The sequence below is a fragment of the Porifericola rhodea genome (assembly GCF_030506305.1).
Classification (GTDB): domain Bacteria; phylum Bacteroidota; class Bacteroidia; order Cytophagales; family Cyclobacteriaceae; genus Catalinimonas; species Catalinimonas rhodea.
Map to the genome: position 1 here is coordinate 2352090 of NZ_CP119421.1, position 15411 is coordinate 2367500.

Sequence of the window (15411 nt, forward strand, 5' to 3'; positions counted from 1 at the left end):
TTCTGCATCTCACACCTTGCCGGGTCCAAAAATCTAATACTAATATAGATTCTTTTTCCCCCTGCAAAACCAGCAATGGGGCGGGTATCCAATAACCCTTGTTATCAAAAACTTACCTAAGTGATAACATGAAATAATAAATAATAACATATGTTAGATTAAAGTGTCATTTTGTACTTTTAATAAGTATAATGCCCAAAAACCCCTAAAAACGTAAGATTTAGAGGTAAAAAATTGTAAAAAAGCGTGGTAAAAAGTGGGAAGAAGTGGAGGAAGTTATCATAACTTTTATTAAGTTTGTTTCAGATAGCAGTTTTCTTTGACGTTTATTACATGGCAATATTCACCGGTGAGTACGAATGCAAGATGGACGCCAAGGGGCGGCTTTTGCTTCCTGCCAAGGTTAAAGCAAAACTGCCCGAGTGCTCTAAGCATGAGATTGTACTTAGTCAGGGTTTTGAACCTTGTCTAATTATCTACACCATCGATGAGTACAACAAGGTTTACGAAAAGTTCTCTTCGCTGAGTAGTTTCAATGAGGAGCAAAGAAGACTGCAACGAAATTTTTTTAGAGGGAGTGTGGAAGTAGAGTTGGACAACATGGGGAGATTTTTAATACCCCGACGAATGGCACAGTATGCACGCCTCGGACGAGAGGCGATAATAGCAGGAAATGGTAAAGTGCTGGAAATTTGGAATCCAGTAACCTATGATGATTACCTGATTAACGATCCGGTAGAGTATTCTGATTTAGCGCAAAAGCATTTGCATAAAGAACACAATGGTAACACCGACGAAAGCGATGTATCATAAGCCAGTATTTCTAAAAGAAAGTGTAGACGGCCTGGTATGGAAGCCCGGAGGAACCTATGTGGATCTTACCTTCGGTGGGGGTGGGCATAGCTCAGCCATACTAGAGAAGCTGGAGGGCGGAAGGCTCTTCGCTTTTGATCAGGATCAGGATGCGGCCGCCAATGCAGAAGGCATGGCGCTCACTTTTATTCAGTCAAACTTCAGGCATCTGAAGCGCTACCTAAAACTACATGGTGTAAGCCAGGTGGATGGTATTCTTGCCGATCTTGGTGTTTCGTCTCATCAGTTTGATGTGCCGGACCGCGGCTTCTCCACTCGCTTTGAGGCTGAGTTGGATATGCGCATGGATCAGCAGGGACAGCGTACCGCAAAGGAAGTTGTAAACAAATATAGCGAGCGCGAGCTCCATCAGCTTCTGGGAATGTACGGCGAGGTAAAAAATGCCAGAACTTTAGCGCAGGCTATTGTAGCTGCCAGAGTAAACCATCCGATAGAAACGGTAGAAGAACTTAAGCAGGTATTAATCAAATTTGCACCAAAAGGCAGGGAGGCTAAATACTACGCACAGGTGTTTCAGGCGTTAAGGTTAGAGGTGAACGATGAAATTAAGGCGCTGGAAGAAATGCTGGAGCAGGCTGTTGAGCTGCTCGTGCCCGGTGGAAGGTTAGTAATTCTTTCCTACCATTCGCTGGAAGACAGGCTGGTAAAAAACATCATCAACAAAGGAAAACTATATGGAGAGGTAGAAAAAGATTTTTACGGAAACGCACAACTGCCTCTCAAAGCTGTAAACAAAAAGCCCCTGATACCCTCCGCTGAGGAGATCAAGGAAAACAGTAGGGCGAGAAGTGCAAAATTAAGAATTGCTGAAAAACGCTAAGCTATGAAAACAGCAGTAAAAAACAGGTATAAGATAAAAACAAAAGAGACCAAGCCTAAAGGCGAGAGTCTGTTCACCAAAATAGATAAGTTGCTGAAGGTAGATACTTCATTTGATAGTGGTCTGCCCGTACGCTTTGTGCCCTACGTACTCTTCTTTACATGCCTGGGCTTATTCTATATAGGTAACAATCATTATGCAGAAAAAACAATACGCAAGATCAACCGGCTGGAAGATGAGGTGGAAGACTTGCGTGCAAATTATACGACCCTTAAGGCTGACTACATGTTTGAAAGCAAGCAGTCTGAGGTAGCCAAAAGAGTAGAGAAAATGGGGCTGGAAGAAAGCGCCACACCCCCACATAAGATAATTATAGAAGAATAGTAGATAGTAGCGTGAGTATCAAAAGATCCATATTGCTCAGGGTTAGGATAGCCTTTTTGCTGGTTTTCCTCTTCGCATTAGCGATCTTCTTTCGCATGGCTGAAATTCAGTTTGTAGAAGGAGATAAGTGGAAGGCTATGGCAGAAGAGATTAACCTACAGTACAAGACGGTGCCTGCGGTAAGGGGTAACATCTATGCCGAAGATGGCAGCCTGCTGGCTACCTCTTTGCCATTCTATCGCGTAGCTTTTGATCCTTCTATTGCCAGCAATGAGCTTATGGAGTCTTCTATAGATTCGCTTTCATTGTTGCTGTCACGCTACTTCAAAGATCATCAGCCGGTGGAGTACAAGCGCAGAATCCTGAATGCTCGTGCTCGTAACCGCCAGTACATGATCCTCAACAGAAATAAGATTAATTACCTCAATAAAAAGGAGATGGAGAAATGGCCCATCTTTCGCGAGGGTAAATACAGAGGTGGGGTAATCTTTGAGAAAGTAAATGAGCGTTATAAGCCCTTTGCTTTTTTAGGGGCACGTACTATCGGGCATATCAACGAAAATAATAAAGGTGCCGGGCTGGAGTACAGTTTTAATGAGCAACTGGCCGGTAGAGATGGTAAAGGGTTGTTTCAGAAAATGGCAGGTAGCTATTGGCGACCTATATATGATGGTAGTGAGGTTAAGCCCGTTGCCGGTTATGATATTGTCAGTACTATAGATGTTAATATTCAGGATGTGGCTCAGTCATCCCTCATGAATGCACTCATAGAGCATGAGGCTGACTATGGTTTAGCAGTAGTGATGGAAGTGGCTACCGGGCAAATTAAAGCAATCTCTAACCTAACTCGCTATAGTAATGGTAATTATGGTGAGAGTTATAATTACGCTGTGGGCGGTCTTACTGAACCCGGCTCAACTTTTAAGCTCGCATCTGTAATTGCACTCATGGAAGAGGCTCAGCTCAGCCTTAACGATAGTATAGATGCTGGTGATGGACAGTTTGAATTTTACGATAGAGTGATGACTGACCATAAATACGGTGGTTATGGCATGATCAGCTTTAAAGATGCATTTGCTCAGTCTTCAAACATTGCAATATCACGTTGGGTTAACCATCACTTTGGACTTAAGCCGGAGCGCTTTATAGACTATATCCAGAGTATGGGACTAACCGATAGAGTAGGTTTTCAGATTAAAGGAGAGGGTACGCCCTATGTGAAACGCCCTGGAGACAAAAGCTGGAGTGGTGTTTCTTTACCCTGGATGTCTATCGGCTACGAGCTTAAGCTTACGCCTTTGCAGGTGCTTACTTTTTATAATGCGATTGCTAACCAGGGAAGAATGGTGCAGCCTATTATTGTAAAGTCAGTGAAGCAGGCCGATGATAAGGTGGAAGAGTATGAAAGTGTGGTGCTGAATGACAAGATATGCTCTCGCGAAACTCTGGAGAAAGTAAAGATTATGTTGGAGAGTGTAGTAGAATATGGTACTGCTAGCAATATTAAAAACGACTTTTACAAAATAGCAGGTAAAACGGGTACGGCGCAGAAGTTGAAAAACGGCCGCTACACTCGCAAATACTACACGTCCTTTGCAGGTTATTTTCCGGCAGATGCGCCCAAGTATAGCTGCATAGTAGTGATTGACAATCCTAAAGGCTTTCATCAGTACGGTAGTAGTGTAGCTGCGCCTGTCTTCAAAAATATTGCAGATAAAATATATGCGACTGATCTGGAGATACACGAGCCGCTTCCTCAGCAGTTTGCCAAAGAAGAAGGAGTATTTCCGGTAATTCAGGCAGGTAGGTATGATGACTTACAAACTATACTTGCCAACCTGGGTATTGAACATACTCCTACCGATGCTGCAGAATGGGTACGCGCCAAACGCGCAGGAAACAAAATTAACTGGAAAGAAAGTACTGCTTCCTACGAGTACATTCCTGATGTAAAGGGAATGACTATGAGAGATGCGATCTTTTTATTGGAAAATCGCGGTCTACGTGTCAGTTACCAGGGTAGTGGAAGGGTAATTAAACAATCTCAGGATCCGGGAGATAAAGTGATTAAAGGAAGCAAGATTATTTTACAATTAGGCTAGAAGATAAATGGCAATACTGAAAGACATATTATATAAGGTTTCCCTCCGCTCTGCAGTAGGCGATACTTCTATAGAAGTGACTTCTATTGCTTTTGACTCTCGCAAAGTAGAGGCTGGAAGCGCTTTTGTAGCGGTTAGCGGTACCCAGGTAGATGGGCATCAGTTTATGGCTCAGGCAGTGGAGAAGGGAGCGACCGCCATTATATGTGAGCAGATGCCAGAGACTCTGCAAGAGGGTGTTACCTATGTGCAGGTAGAAAATAGCGCAGAAGCTCTAGGTATCATGGCTTCTAACTTTTATGGTAATCCTTCATCGAAAATGAAGGTAGTGGGCATTACGGGTACCAATGGTAAAACCACGATAGTAACACTACTTCAGCAACTTTTTATTAAGCTGGGCTATAATACGGGCTTGCTATCCACCGTCAATAATAAAATTAACGACAAAATAATACCGGCTACCCATACTACGCCAGATGCGGTACAGCTAAATGCGCTCATGGCACAAATGGTAAAAGAGGGCTGTACGCATTGTTTTATGGAGTCTAGCTCGCATGCCATAGAGCAGAAAAGAATAGCTGGAATCCAGTATGCAGGTGCTGTGTTTAGCAACATTACGCACGATCATCTGGACTACCACCACACTTTTGAGAATTACATAAATGCCAAAAAGAAGCTGTTTGATGGCCTGCCATCCGACGCTTTTGCGCTGGTAAATTCTGATGATAAAAGAGGAAGCATTATGCTGCAAAATACCAAGGCAGCAAAGCATACTTTTTCTCTCAAGGGTGCCAGCGACTACAAAGCTAAAGTACTGTCTAATTCATTGCAGGGTTTGGAGATGGAAATTGGAGGAAAAGATATACCTTCGCAGCACGTTTGGTTCAAGCTGATTGGCGACTTTAATGCATATAATTTGCTGGCCGCCTATGGAGTAGGCATACTGCTGGGAGAGAACCCCGAAGACGTACTTACACAGCTTTCTGATGTTAACCCTGCTCGAGGGAGATTTGAGCAGGTGATTTCGCCCAATGGCATTACGGCTATTGTAGACTATGCGCATACACCCGACGCTCTTGAAAATGTACTGATGACCATTCAGAATGTGCGTACAAAGAACGAGCAGGTGATATGTGTGGTAGGCTGTGGTGGTGACCGCGATAAAACTAAACGACCTAAAATGGCGGCTATCACTACTCGCTATGCTGATAAGGTCATCTTTACTTCTGACAACCCAAGAAGCGAAGACCCAGATCAGATTATTGAAGATATGCGTGCTGGAGTAGGCTCCTCTAATTATAATAAGGTGCTGTCTATTACTAACCGTAAGGAAGCAATACGCACTGCCTGCATGATGGCGCAGGCAGGGGATATTGTGCTCGTAGCAGGTAAGGGACACGAAACCTATCAGGAGATTAATGGAGTTAAACACGACTTTGACGACTTTCAGGTCATAGAAGAAGTATTCGTGCAAATACAAAAAGGTAAGTAGCGCTTAAGCTCAAGCCCAAATAAAAGACTATGCTGTATTATTTGTTTGACTATCTGAATCACGAATTTGATCTGCCAGGGGCGGGGCTGTTTCAGTTCCTCTCTTTCAGAGCAGGTATGTCAATACTGTTATCTCTGATCATTACCATTACTTTTGGTAAGCAGCTCATCAATATGCTACACAGAAAGCAGGTGGGTGAAGAAATCAGAGATTTAGGGCTTGAAGGACAAATGCAGAAGAAAGGTACTCCTACTATGGGTGGGCTTATCATTCTGGCCGCTATTATTATTCCTACTTTGCTATTTGCACGTCTGGAAAATATTTATGTCATATTGGTGCTGGTCGTTACTGTATGGATGGGGCTTGTAGGCTTTCTGGATGACTACATTAAAGTATTCAAAAAGAATAAAGAAGGACTGGCTGGTCGCTTCAAAATTGTGGGTCAAGTAGGTTTGGGCCTCATTGTAGGGCTTACGCTTATCTTTCATGAAGATGTAGTAGTGCGTGAGTTTGACGAGAAAGTGCTGGAAACTATTTCGTCCTCAGATAATCCGGCTATGGATATACCGGCGTCTGCCTATGAAGATGTTCGTGCTACCAAAACTACTATCCCCTTTGTAAAAGGAAACGAAGCCGATTATAACAACTTTATTTCCTTTATCACCTTTGGGCTGATACAGGTAGACGACCGCTTTACCTGGATCATTTACCTGACCATAGTTACATTTATTATTACGGCGGTGTCTAACGGAGCAAACATTACAGATGGAATAGACGGGCTGGCTGCCGGCTCTTCGGCCATTATTGGTATTGCCTTAGCCATCTTTATTTATGTGTCTGGTAACCTGCGCTTTTCGCAGTACCTTAATATTATGTACATACCAGGTTTGGGTGAACTGGTAATTTTTACCACTGCCTTTGTAGGGGCCTGTGTAGGCTTTTTATGGTATAACTCTTACCCTGCACAGGTGTTTATGGGAGATACCGGAAGCCTTTCCATCGGAGGGATCATTGCGGTGCTGGCCCTGGCAGTAAGAAAAGAATTATTAATTCCGGTGCTATGTGGCATCTTCCTGATAGAAAATCTATCGGTAATTATGCAGGTGTCATATTTTAAGTATACCAAGAAAAAATATGGTGAAGGAAGGAGGATTTTCAAAATGTCTCCCTTGCATCACCACTATCAGAAAAAAGGTTTGCATGAAGCAAAAATTGTCACTCGATTCTGGCTGGCAGGCATCATGTTAGCTATACTAACACTAGTAACCTTAAAAGTACGATAGTATGATCAGAATATTGGCAAAGCGATACTTACACGGCGACCCCATGATCTGGATGGTAGTACTCCTACTGTCTGCTACGGGTGTGTTGGTTGTGTATAGCTCTACCAGTACACTGGCCTATCGTCTGCAGGGAGGGAATACAGAGTACTACCTCTTTAAACATACATTTCTGCTAATAATTAGCCTCGGAGTAATGTATGTGGTGCACAAGGCTAACTATAGAATATTTGCCAGGCTATCTACGCTAGCGCTCTGGTTATCAGTACCGCTATTGCTATTTACCTGGATGTATGGAGATAATATCAATCAGGCTTCGCGTTGGATTACCATTCCATTGGTAAACCAGGCTTTTCAGCCCTCAGACCTGGCTAAGCTGGCTCTGATCACGCATTTGGCAGGTATGCTTTCGCGTCGTCAGCAGGCAATTACAAATTTGCGTGCTACCCTAATACCTGTATTATGCTGGTGTGGTAGTATATGTGCGCTAATAGCCTTATCAGATATATCTACCTCAGTAATGCTTTTTTCTACCTGTATGCTATTAATGTTTATAGGCAGAGTGCCTGTTAAGTACCTTTTTATGCTGGTACTGGTAGGCGGGCTATTCGGAAGTGCGGCTCTCTTTCTGGGGCAGCGCGCTGAAACGGCTAAAAGTAGATTGGAGAATTTTATAGATCGTAAAGAAGAGCCCTTTCAGGCGGTGCAGTCGTATATCGCAATTGCTACCGGTGGGGTAAAAGGAAAAGGATGGGGAAACAGTGACCAGCGCAATATTTTGCCACACTCATACTCAGATTTTGTTTTTGCGATTATTATAGAAGAATATGGTTTAGTAGGGGGAGTTGTAGTGATCTTTTTGTATTTAACTCTGCTTTACCGTGGTATGCAGGCCGTTTCTAAAAGCGATAGAGCTTTTGGCGGCTTGCTGTCCGCCGGCTTAAGCTTTGCAATTGTAATACAAGCAATGATTAATATGGGAGTAGCTGTGGGGCTGGGGCCTATTACGGGGCTACCCTTACCATTAGTAAGTATGGGGGGAACTTCTCTACTATTTACCGGAGTAGCTTTAGGAATTATCCTGAGTACAAGTAAGCAAACAGAAGAACAGGAAGAAATAAACTATCAAAGAGTATAATGGCATCGAGCAGACCATATCGCATAATTATTAGTGGTGGAGGCACCGGAGGGCATATCTATCCTGCTATTGCCATTGCGCATGCGTTACAGTCTTTGCACGCTGATACCGAAATTCTTTTTGTAGGAGCAAAAGGCAGAATGGAAATGCAGAAAGTGCCTGAAGCTGGCTATAAAATTATTGGGTTGTGGATAAGTGGAATACAACGTAAGCTGACTTTAGATAACCTGGCTTTCCCATTAAAAGTCACTTCCAGCCTTTTTCGCTCCTCAGCTATACTCTCAGATTTTCAGCCAGATGCTGTAGTAGGTGTTGGAGGGTTTGCCAGTGGACCACTTTTGTATGCTGCCAGCTGGAAGAAAATTCCATCACTTTTACAAGAGCAAAACTCTTATGCCGGCCTTACCAATAAGCTTTTGGCAGGCAAGGTAAATAAGGTATGTGTGGCGCATGAAGAAATGAATAGGTTCTTCCCTGAAAACAAAATTGTTTTTACCGGCAATCCGGTAAGAAAAGATATAGTAGACCTGGCGGCAGAAGGCCTGTCTGGAAAAAAAGAAGAAGCCTTTAAATACTTCAACCTGAATCCGGATAAAAAAACTATTCTGGTCGTAGGAGGCAGCCTGGGAGCTAGAACAATCAACGATAGTATGATTGCTGGTATAAACAGGCTGGTAGAAGAGGGGGCACAAGTTATATGGCAGTGTGGTAAATTTTACCACAAAGAGATGAAGGAAAAACTAGAGAACATTTCGCCAAATGATGGTATCAGGCTTAATGAGTTTCTCAGTAGAATGGACCTGGCTTATGCTGCAGCCGATGTGGTTATTTCCAGAGCCGGAGCATTAGCCATTTCTGAATTGGCATTGGTTAAAAAACCTACAGTATTTGTGCCTTCGCCTAATGTAGCTGAAGACCACCAACGCAAGAATGCAGAAGCATTAGTGAAGCAGGAAGCTGCTCTGATGGTAATGGATAGAGATGCTCGTGAGCAAATGATAAACACTGCGCTAAATCTATTGAAGAACAAGCAGCTTCAGCAGGAGCTATCGACAAACATTGCTAAGATGGCACGCCCTCGGGCAGCAGAGCACATAGCTCAGGAAGTACTTAAACTGATTGACCCTAAAACCCTGGTGATATGAGATTTAAGAAATGGGTAAAGATAGCGTTCTTCTCTCTGTGCATGCTCAGCATCATAGCCATGACTGAGAAGCGCCGTAGTGAAAAAGTATGTCAGCATGTACTTATCCATGTAGATGATCGCTACGAAAACTATTTTATAGACGAGCGTGATGTACAACTGCTCATGACAAATGCAGGAGCAGATAATGTAATTGGTAAAAAGTATCTGGAACTGGACTTAAAAGCTCTGGAAAACAGAATAGAAATGAACAAGTATGTACACAAGGCAGAGGTGTACAGAGATGTAAAAGGTAATCTGCTGGTACATACTATACAGAATAGGCCGGTAGCCAGAATATTAAGGAGCGATGCCCCCGACGCCTATATTAGCGATGAAGGAGAAATTCTTCCGGTATCAGATAAATACACTGCTCGGGTTATGCTGATCAGTGGTAGTTATACCGGAAAACTGTTAAAGCAAAAAATAAAAGAAAGTGAGGAAGGACAACAGATTTTTGAACTCATTGATTTTATCAATAAGGATAAATTCTGGAAAGCGCAGATTGCCCAAATGGAGATTGCTTCTAACGGAAATATAATGCTTTACCCACAAGTAGGTAAACAATTAATTGAATTCGGAAAAGCTGAAAAAATATCAGAGAAATTTAATAAGTTAGCCGTTTTTTACGAGCAAGTTTTGCCTCGTAAAGGATGGAACTACTATAACAAAGTAAACTTGAAGTACCAGGACCAAATTGTGTGTGACTAATCAATAAAGCTATGCAAGAAGAAAATATTGTTGTCGGACTAGATATAGGTACAACGAAAATTTGTGCCATCGTAGGTCGCAAAAACGAATACGGAAAGCTCGAAGTGTTGGGTATGGGCAAAGCTAAGTCAGAAGGTGTCAGACGAGGCATTGTGACTAATATTGATAAGACTATCAGCGCGATTGAAAAAGCAATTCATGAGGCGGAAGAGCAATCAGGTATAGAAATCCATACCGTAAATGTTGGTATTGCAGGTCAACATATTAGAAGTTCTATTCATCATGGGAGTATCACACGCAATTCACTGGATGATGAAATCAGAATGGAAGATGTAGAGCGCCTGACTAACGATATGTACCGTATCGTTACCCCTCCCGGTTGTGAGATCATCCATGTAATGCCTCAGCATTATACAGTAGATTATGAGGATGGTATCGTAGATCCGGTTGGTATGTCAGGAGTTAAGCTTGAAGCTGACTTTCACATTATCACTGCACAAACACACGCAATCAATAATATTAACAAATGCGTTAAGCGAGCTGGTCTGGAAATTGAAAATCTTATCCTGGAACCTTTGGCCTCTAGCCTGGCAGTACTTAGCGAAGAGGAAAAGAAAGCAGGAGTATGTCTGGTAGATATTGGAGGCGGTACCACAGACATGGCTATTTTCTATGATGGTATTATTCGCCACACAGCTGTCATTCCTTTTGGTGGAGACATCCTTACCCAGGATATCAAGCAGGGGTGCTCAGTAATGGAAGAGCAGGCCGAATTGCTAAAAGTAAAATTTGGCAAAGCTATAGCCGAGGAGGCAAGCTTTAACGAGATCGTGTCTATACGAGGACTTAGAGACCGACCACCAAAAGAGATTTCTCTCAAAAATCTGGCTTACATTATAGAAGCCCGTATGCAGGAGATATTTGAACTGGTACATGCAGAAATTATCTCTTCAGGCTATGAAGATAAAATGGCCGGTGGAGTTGTCGTTACCGGAGGTGGTTCTCAGCTACAGTTTGCCAAAGAACTTTGTGAGCTTATGTGTGCTACTGATGCTCGTATAGGCTACCCTAACGAGTACATGGGCAAGAGTAAAATAGAAACCGTTAAAAGCCCGATGTATGCGACTTCAGTGGGCCTGGTATTATCGGGGTTTAAAGCCATAGACGAGCGTAATATGGAGTATATCCGTAAAAAAAGTAAAGAAACGCCAGGCAATAAACCCAAGAAAGAAAAAGAGCAACAGGCTCAGGGATCAGTATTTTTCCGCAGAATGCTGGAAAAGACTAAAAAAATATTAATTGACGATTTTGATGACAAAGAGAACTACTAAGTTTTCTTAACTATAAAAAATTAACCACGGTAAATCACTAAACTCCTTTTGACTATGCCTGACAAAAGTTATGAATTCGATCTACCCACTCAACATAAGTCTATAATCAAAGTAGTAGGTGTTGGTGGTGGAGGTAGCAATGCTGTGAACCACATGTATAACCAGGGTATCAAAGATGTAGAGTTTATCATCTGCAATACCGATGCTCAGGCTTTGGAAACCAGTCCCGTACCTAGCAAGCTACAGATAGGTGGAGAACTTACCCGAGGACTGGGGGCTGGAGCTAACCCTGAAAAAGGCAAAGCCGCGGCTATAGAAAGTAAAGAAGATATACGCGAACTCCTGAGTACAGATACCCGCATGCTGTTCATCACCGCCGGTATGGGAGGTGGTACCGGTACAGGTGCTGCTCCTGAGATTGCCAAAGTAGCTCGCGAACTGGGCATACTCACCGTAGGTATCGTAACTCAGCCTTTCGGTTTTGAAGGCAAGAAGAAGCAGCGTGCGGCCGAAGAAGGTATCCGCGAACTCAGAAACAATTGCGATACCGTGATTGTGATCCTCAACGACAAGCTTAGAGAGGTATATGGTAACCTTACTCTAACCAATGCCTTTGCACAGGCAGACAACATATTAACCACAGCGGCCAAGAGTATAGCAGAGATCATTACCGTACCGGGCTACATCAATGTGGACTTTGAAGATGTGAAGACCGTTATGGCCGGATCAGGAGCCGCCGTGATGGGCTCAGCCAAAGCCGAAGGGGAGCATCGGGCCATGCGTGCTGCCGAAGAAGCCCTTTCTTCACCCCTGCTGGATGATAAAAACATACAGGGAGCCAGAAAGATCTTACTATCCATCCGCTCAGGTGAGCAGGCAGAGATGCAGATGGATGAGTTGACAGAGATCACGGACCACATACAGACTGAGGCGGGTGACGAAGCAGAAGTAATCTTCGGTCATGGTATAGACGAAACTCTAGGTGATGCCATCATGGTAACTGTAATCGCCACGGGTTTTACCAATGACCCGGAGCCAACGGATGAAGAGGAAACCAAAAGAGTTTATGACCTGGACTCAAGCCAGCGAATAAAAAAGGAAGATGAGCAGGATGCTGCCGGACCACCGGACAATCCGCCACAGCATATTTCTAATACTCCTACGCCCCCTTCACCTCCCTTTGAAGTAGAAGGAATGGAAGAAGATGAGCCGGAAGAAGATTACTCGCATCAGGAGAAAGAGCGCCTGGAAGAAGAAGAAAAATTGTTTCGTGAGATGTCATCCAGCAAGCGTTACCTGATGATGAAGGAAGCCTATGAGCGTAAGCTCAAACTCAAAGGGCGTAAAAGCATAAGCTCACCTGAAAACAACGAAGATGTTTTCAAAAAAGAAGACTTCTACAATCAGCCAGCTTATGTAAGAAGAAATATTCATCTGTACAGCGCACCAGCATACAATGACAGAAATGTATCTCGTTACTCGCTGGATGATGACGATAACATCATAGGAAACAATAAATTTCTACATGACAATGTAGACTAAACCGTTTTCTAAAACGAAATAAGCTGATCAGCTTGCGCATAGAGCATCTCGTTGTAGACTTTATGAGTAAGCTGATTTTCTTTTAGGTGGATATGCACCTCACCCATCTTCACTTTAAGGGCCAGCACATGCATCCCCAAATAATTGAGCACATCCGTAAAATGGCTTAAGGCAATACTCGCCCCTTGTACTCCGGCGGATATTCCTACCAAAGCGCACTTTTTTCCTTCCAGCCCACTGGGGTAATCCATACCGTCAATAAACGCTTTGAGCACCCCCGGATAAGAATTGTTGTATTCAGGAATAATGAAAACAAACTTTTGATGTTTATTAAAGGCTTCTCTAAAAAGATTGAAGCTATTATTCTTTCCATTATTCTCATACAGGGCAGTAGCTGTAAAATCAGCAGGTAGATCTATGAGGCTTAAAATTTGACTTTCTATGTTTTTTTCAGCTAGTATTTTTTGGTAATACTCAGCAATAGTGGCAGACAGTGCATTTTTTCTGTTGGTGCCCACAACAATCGTAATCATCTATAAAAAATTAAATATTTAAAATAATAGGTGGCGCTCAGCATAAAGTTAAACTCTACAATACTTTAACCTTGAAAATAAAGTACAGGTTCAGACTTTATTTACGCAATAAGAACTAGCATAAAGGGTAAATAGGAGGCAATTAGCAGAGAATATATTTGTAAGCAAAACAACATTCTCAAAACTGTTAGCCAGATGTATGAGTTTTGATGATGACTGAACATAAAAACAATGAACATCCGCATCAGCACCAAGGTAAGCCAATCTTATACTTCAGTAATGCAGGGTTTTAATGAACAACTGTTTCTCCGGCTTAACCCTCCTTTTCCTCCCGTTAAGCTTGTTCGTTTTGATGGTTGTAAAAAGAATGACATCGTAGCCCTTGAACTTAGCTTTATTTTATTCAAACAAAAATGGGTTAGCCAAATACTGGAAGAGCACCTGAACGAAACAGAGTTTTACTTTGTAGATTTTGGAACCAAACTTCCTTTTTTTCTCAAATACTGGAAACATCAACATCGTATACTTAAGTATAATAACGAGGCGGTCATCGTAGATGATATACACTTTAAGACTCCTTTTTTTCTTCTTGATTTTTTGCTTTATCCAGTACTTTATTTACAGTTCCTGTACCGAAAGCCTATTTACAAGAAAGTATTTGCAGATTAGCGGAACAGGAAATTTTTAACATATCCGCACAAAGTTGTTTTCTTCTATTTGTTTTGCCTAAATTTAGAACGCTCAGGTTAAAAGAAGGCGAATGCATTTCTATGCATTAAGATTTTTTGGCAATACCTGATGTATTAAGTAACAAATTTTTATGTTTACGCTAAACTAAGCTAAACCAATGATTATAGGCGTTCTTAAAGAAGAAGCTGATACCCGGGTAGCGCTTACCCCGGATGTAGTGAAAAAACTAACCGAACACAACCAATTACTCATCGAGAAAGACGCAGGTAGTAACACTTTTATTTCTGATCAGGAATATGAGGAAGTTGGAGCCACCATAAGTGACAGAACTGAGGTGATCTCTAAATCTACTTTACTTATAAGCATCAGGCCCCCGGCCGAAGAAGTGCTCTCTAATTTACCCCAGGGAGCATCAGTAATTTCGTCTTTTAGACCTTATGAAGACAATGCTATTGCTGAGCAGTTGAGTAAGTTCCCAATTAATGTTTTTAGTATGGACATGATGCCACGGACTACCCTGGCACAGGACAAAGATGTGCTGTCGTCTATGGCATCAATGGCTGGCTATCGTGCAGTACTGGAAGCAGCAACTCATTTGCCAAGGTATTTTCCTATGCTTACTACTGCTGCAGGGAGTATTCCTCCGGCCAAAGTACTAATTTTAGGTGCAGGGGTTGCAGGACTGCAAGCGATTGCAACTGCTAAGAGATTAGGCTCTGTGGTGGAAGCTTTTGATACGCGTTCAGCAGTAAAAGAGGAGGTACAGAGCTTAGGAGCTAAGTTTGTAGAAGTAGAAGGGGCCCGCGACGATAAAGCCGCTGGTGGATATGCCGTTGAGCAAACAGAGGAATACAAAAACAAGCAGCGCGAACTTATCTTTGATCGCTCGGTCAAGTCTGATGTCATTATTACTACAGCATTGCTAAGAGGTAAAAAAGCTCCTATTCTTATTACCAAAGAAATGGTAGAAGCCATGAAGCCCGGGAGTGTTATTGTAGATCTCGCGGCTGCTGGTGGAGGAAATTGTGAGCTTACACAGAATGACGCTACTATCAGCCATCATGGTATTACTATTATTGGAGACTCCACATTAGAAGCTAAGATGCCTATGCACGCTAGTCAGCTCTTTGCAAAAAATGTGTTCAACTTCCTTAAAGTGCTACTCAAAGACGGAGAGCTGCAACTGGATATGGAAAACCCTCTGGTTAGTGGTACCTGTATTGTACAGGAGGGAAAGAATGTTTACCAAGTAAAATAGAAACTGAAACTATCATAATCCTACCTTTTTATGGATGCACTCATCAGCTTTATCAGCGAAAACTTGTTAATGGT

15 protein-coding genes (1 of these 15 cut by a window edge) are annotated in these 15411 nt (G+C 42.6%); 14 read left to right on the forward strand and 1 reads right to left on the reverse strand.

What is annotated here, in order from left to right:
- The first annotated feature begins 333 nt into the window (after window positions 1-333).
- Genes mraZ through ftsZ form a run of 11 tightly spaced genes read left to right on the forward strand, consistent with a single transcriptional unit; the run spans window position 334 to window position 12856 of the window.
- Complete coding sequence (gene mraZ / locus PZB74_RS09710) at window positions 334-813, forward strand: division/cell wall cluster transcriptional repressor MraZ (RefSeq protein ID WP_302242397.1); 480 nt, start codon at window positions 334-336, stop codon at window positions 811-813.
- On the forward strand, window positions 782-1693 hold the full coding sequence (gene rsmH, locus PZB74_RS09715) for a 16S rRNA (cytosine(1402)-N(4))-methyltransferase RsmH (protein ID WP_302242398.1): 912 nt from the start codon (window positions 782-784) through the stop codon (window positions 1691-1693). Before mraZ ends, rsmH begins: the two co-directional genes overlap by 32 nt.
- A gap of 3 nt (window positions 1694-1696) precedes the next feature.
- Window positions 1697-2077: an FtsL-like putative cell division protein gene (locus tag PZB74_RS09720; protein ID WP_302242399.1), complete on the forward strand. Its 381-nt coding sequence runs from the start codon at window positions 1697-1699 to the stop codon at window positions 2075-2077.
- Window positions 2078-2088: 11 nt separating this feature from the next.
- A complete protein-coding gene (locus tag PZB74_RS09725; protein WP_302242400.1) occupies window positions 2089-4179 on the forward strand; it encodes a penicillin-binding protein in 2091 nt (696 codons plus the stop codon).
- Window positions 4180-4186: 7 nt separating this feature from the next.
- On the forward strand, window positions 4187-5671 hold the full coding sequence (locus tag PZB74_RS09730) for a UDP-N-acetylmuramoyl-L-alanyl-D-glutamate--2,6-diaminopimelate ligase (protein ID WP_302242401.1): 1485 nt from the start codon (window positions 4187-4189) through the stop codon (window positions 5669-5671).
- Window positions 5672-5700: 29 nt separating this feature from the next.
- The gene (mraY, locus tag PZB74_RS09735) at window positions 5701-6954 is read left to right on the forward strand and encodes a phospho-N-acetylmuramoyl-pentapeptide-transferase (RefSeq protein WP_302242402.1); all 1254 of its coding nucleotides are present in this window, start codon (window positions 5701-5703) and stop codon (window positions 6952-6954) included.
- Between the two features lies 1 nt (window position 6955).
- Window positions 6956-8089 carry an FtsW/RodA/SpoVE family cell cycle protein gene (locus PZB74_RS09740; protein ID WP_302242404.1) on the forward strand — a complete coding sequence of 378 codons (1134 nt, stop codon included), beginning with the start codon at window positions 6956-6958 and terminating at the stop codon, window positions 8087-8089.
- Complete coding sequence (murG, locus tag PZB74_RS09745) at window positions 8089-9234, forward strand: undecaprenyldiphospho-muramoylpentapeptide beta-N-acetylglucosaminyltransferase (RefSeq protein WP_302242405.1); 1146 nt, start codon at window positions 8089-8091, stop codon at window positions 9232-9234. Before PZB74_RS09740 ends, murG begins: the two co-directional genes overlap by 1 nt.
- Window positions 9231-9983, forward strand: coding sequence for a cell division protein FtsQ/DivIB (locus PZB74_RS09750; RefSeq protein ID WP_302242406.1), 753 nt, complete (start codon window positions 9231-9233; stop codon window positions 9981-9983). Before murG ends, PZB74_RS09750 begins: the two co-directional genes overlap by 4 nt.
- Window positions 9984-9994: 11 nt before the next feature.
- Window positions 9995-11314: a cell division protein FtsA gene (ftsA, locus tag PZB74_RS09755; protein WP_302242407.1), complete on the forward strand. Its 1320-nt coding sequence runs from the start codon at window positions 9995-9997 to the stop codon at window positions 11312-11314.
- 54 nt (window positions 11315-11368) lie between these two features.
- Entirely contained in the window at window positions 11369-12856 is a 1488-nt protein-coding gene (gene ftsZ / locus PZB74_RS09760) for a cell division protein FtsZ (protein ID WP_302242408.1), read from the forward strand.
- Between the two features lie 8 nt (window positions 12857-12864).
- Here the strand turns inward: ftsZ and PZB74_RS09765 are convergent, their stop codons facing one another.
- A complete protein-coding gene (locus PZB74_RS09765; RefSeq protein WP_302242409.1) occupies window positions 12865-13389 on the reverse strand; it encodes an NADPH-dependent FMN reductase in 525 nt (174 codons plus the stop codon).
- 231 nt (window positions 13390-13620) lie between these two features.
- On the opposite strand from PZB74_RS09765, the gene PZB74_RS09770 reads away from it, so the two are divergent.
- The 3 genes from PZB74_RS09770 to PZB74_RS09780 all read left to right on the forward strand — a co-directional run.
- Window positions 13621-14058 carry an SRPBCC family protein gene (locus PZB74_RS09770; RefSeq protein WP_302242410.1) on the forward strand — a complete coding sequence of 146 codons (438 nt, stop codon included), beginning with the start codon at window positions 13621-13623 and terminating at the stop codon, window positions 14056-14058.
- 178 nt (window positions 14059-14236) lie between these two features.
- Entirely contained in the window at window positions 14237-15337 is a 1101-nt protein-coding gene (locus tag PZB74_RS09775) for a Re/Si-specific NAD(P)(+) transhydrogenase subunit alpha (protein ID WP_302242412.1), read from the forward strand.
- Window positions 15338-15367: 30 nt separating this feature from the next.
- A protein-coding gene (locus PZB74_RS09780; protein ID WP_302242413.1) for an NAD(P) transhydrogenase subunit alpha part 2 crosses the window boundary here: on the forward strand, window positions 15368-15411 show its 5' end (the start). The gene runs 274 nt beyond the window's last position; 44 of the gene's 318 nt are visible here — the first part of the coding sequence; it begins with the start codon at window positions 15368-15370; its stop codon lies off the right edge, out of view.

Coding starts and splice junctions, on each gene's coding strand:
- PZB74_RS09765 (WP_302242409.1), bottom strand. CDS start 13,389: ATGATTACGATTGTTGTGGGCACCAACAGAAAAAATGCACTGTCTGCC.
- PZB74_RS09750 (WP_302242406.1), top strand. CDS start 9,231: ATGAGATTTAAGAAATGGGTAAAGATAGCGTTCTTCTCTCTGTGCATG.
- ftsA (WP_302242407.1), top strand. CDS start 9,995: ATGCAAGAAGAAAATATTGTTGTCGGACTAGATATAGGTACAACGAAA.
- rsmH (WP_302242398.1), top strand. CDS start 782: ATGGTAACACCGACGAAAGCGATGTATCATAAGCCAGTATTTCTAAAA.
- ftsZ (WP_302242408.1), top strand. CDS start 11,369: ATGCCTGACAAAAGTTATGAATTCGATCTACCCACTCAACATAAGTCT.
- PZB74_RS09775 (WP_302242412.1), top strand. CDS start 14,237: ATGATTATAGGCGTTCTTAAAGAAGAAGCTGATACCCGGGTAGCGCTT.
- PZB74_RS09770 (WP_302242410.1), top strand. CDS start 13,621: ATGAACATCCGCATCAGCACCAAGGTAAGCCAATCTTATACTTCAGTA.
- PZB74_RS09730 (WP_302242401.1), top strand. CDS start 4,187: ATGGCAATACTGAAAGACATATTATATAAGGTTTCCCTCCGCTCTGCA.
- mraY (WP_302242402.1), top strand. CDS start 5,701: ATGCTGTATTATTTGTTTGACTATCTGAATCACGAATTTGATCTGCCA.
- PZB74_RS09720 (WP_302242399.1), top strand. CDS start 1,697: ATGAAAACAGCAGTAAAAAACAGGTATAAGATAAAAACAAAAGAGACC.
- murG (WP_302242405.1), top strand. CDS start 8,089: ATGGCATCGAGCAGACCATATCGCATAATTATTAGTGGTGGAGGCACC.
- mraZ (WP_302242397.1), top strand. CDS start 334: ATGGCAATATTCACCGGTGAGTACGAATGCAAGATGGACGCCAAGGGG.
- PZB74_RS09740 (WP_302242404.1), top strand. CDS start 6,956: ATGATCAGAATATTGGCAAAGCGATACTTACACGGCGACCCCATGATC.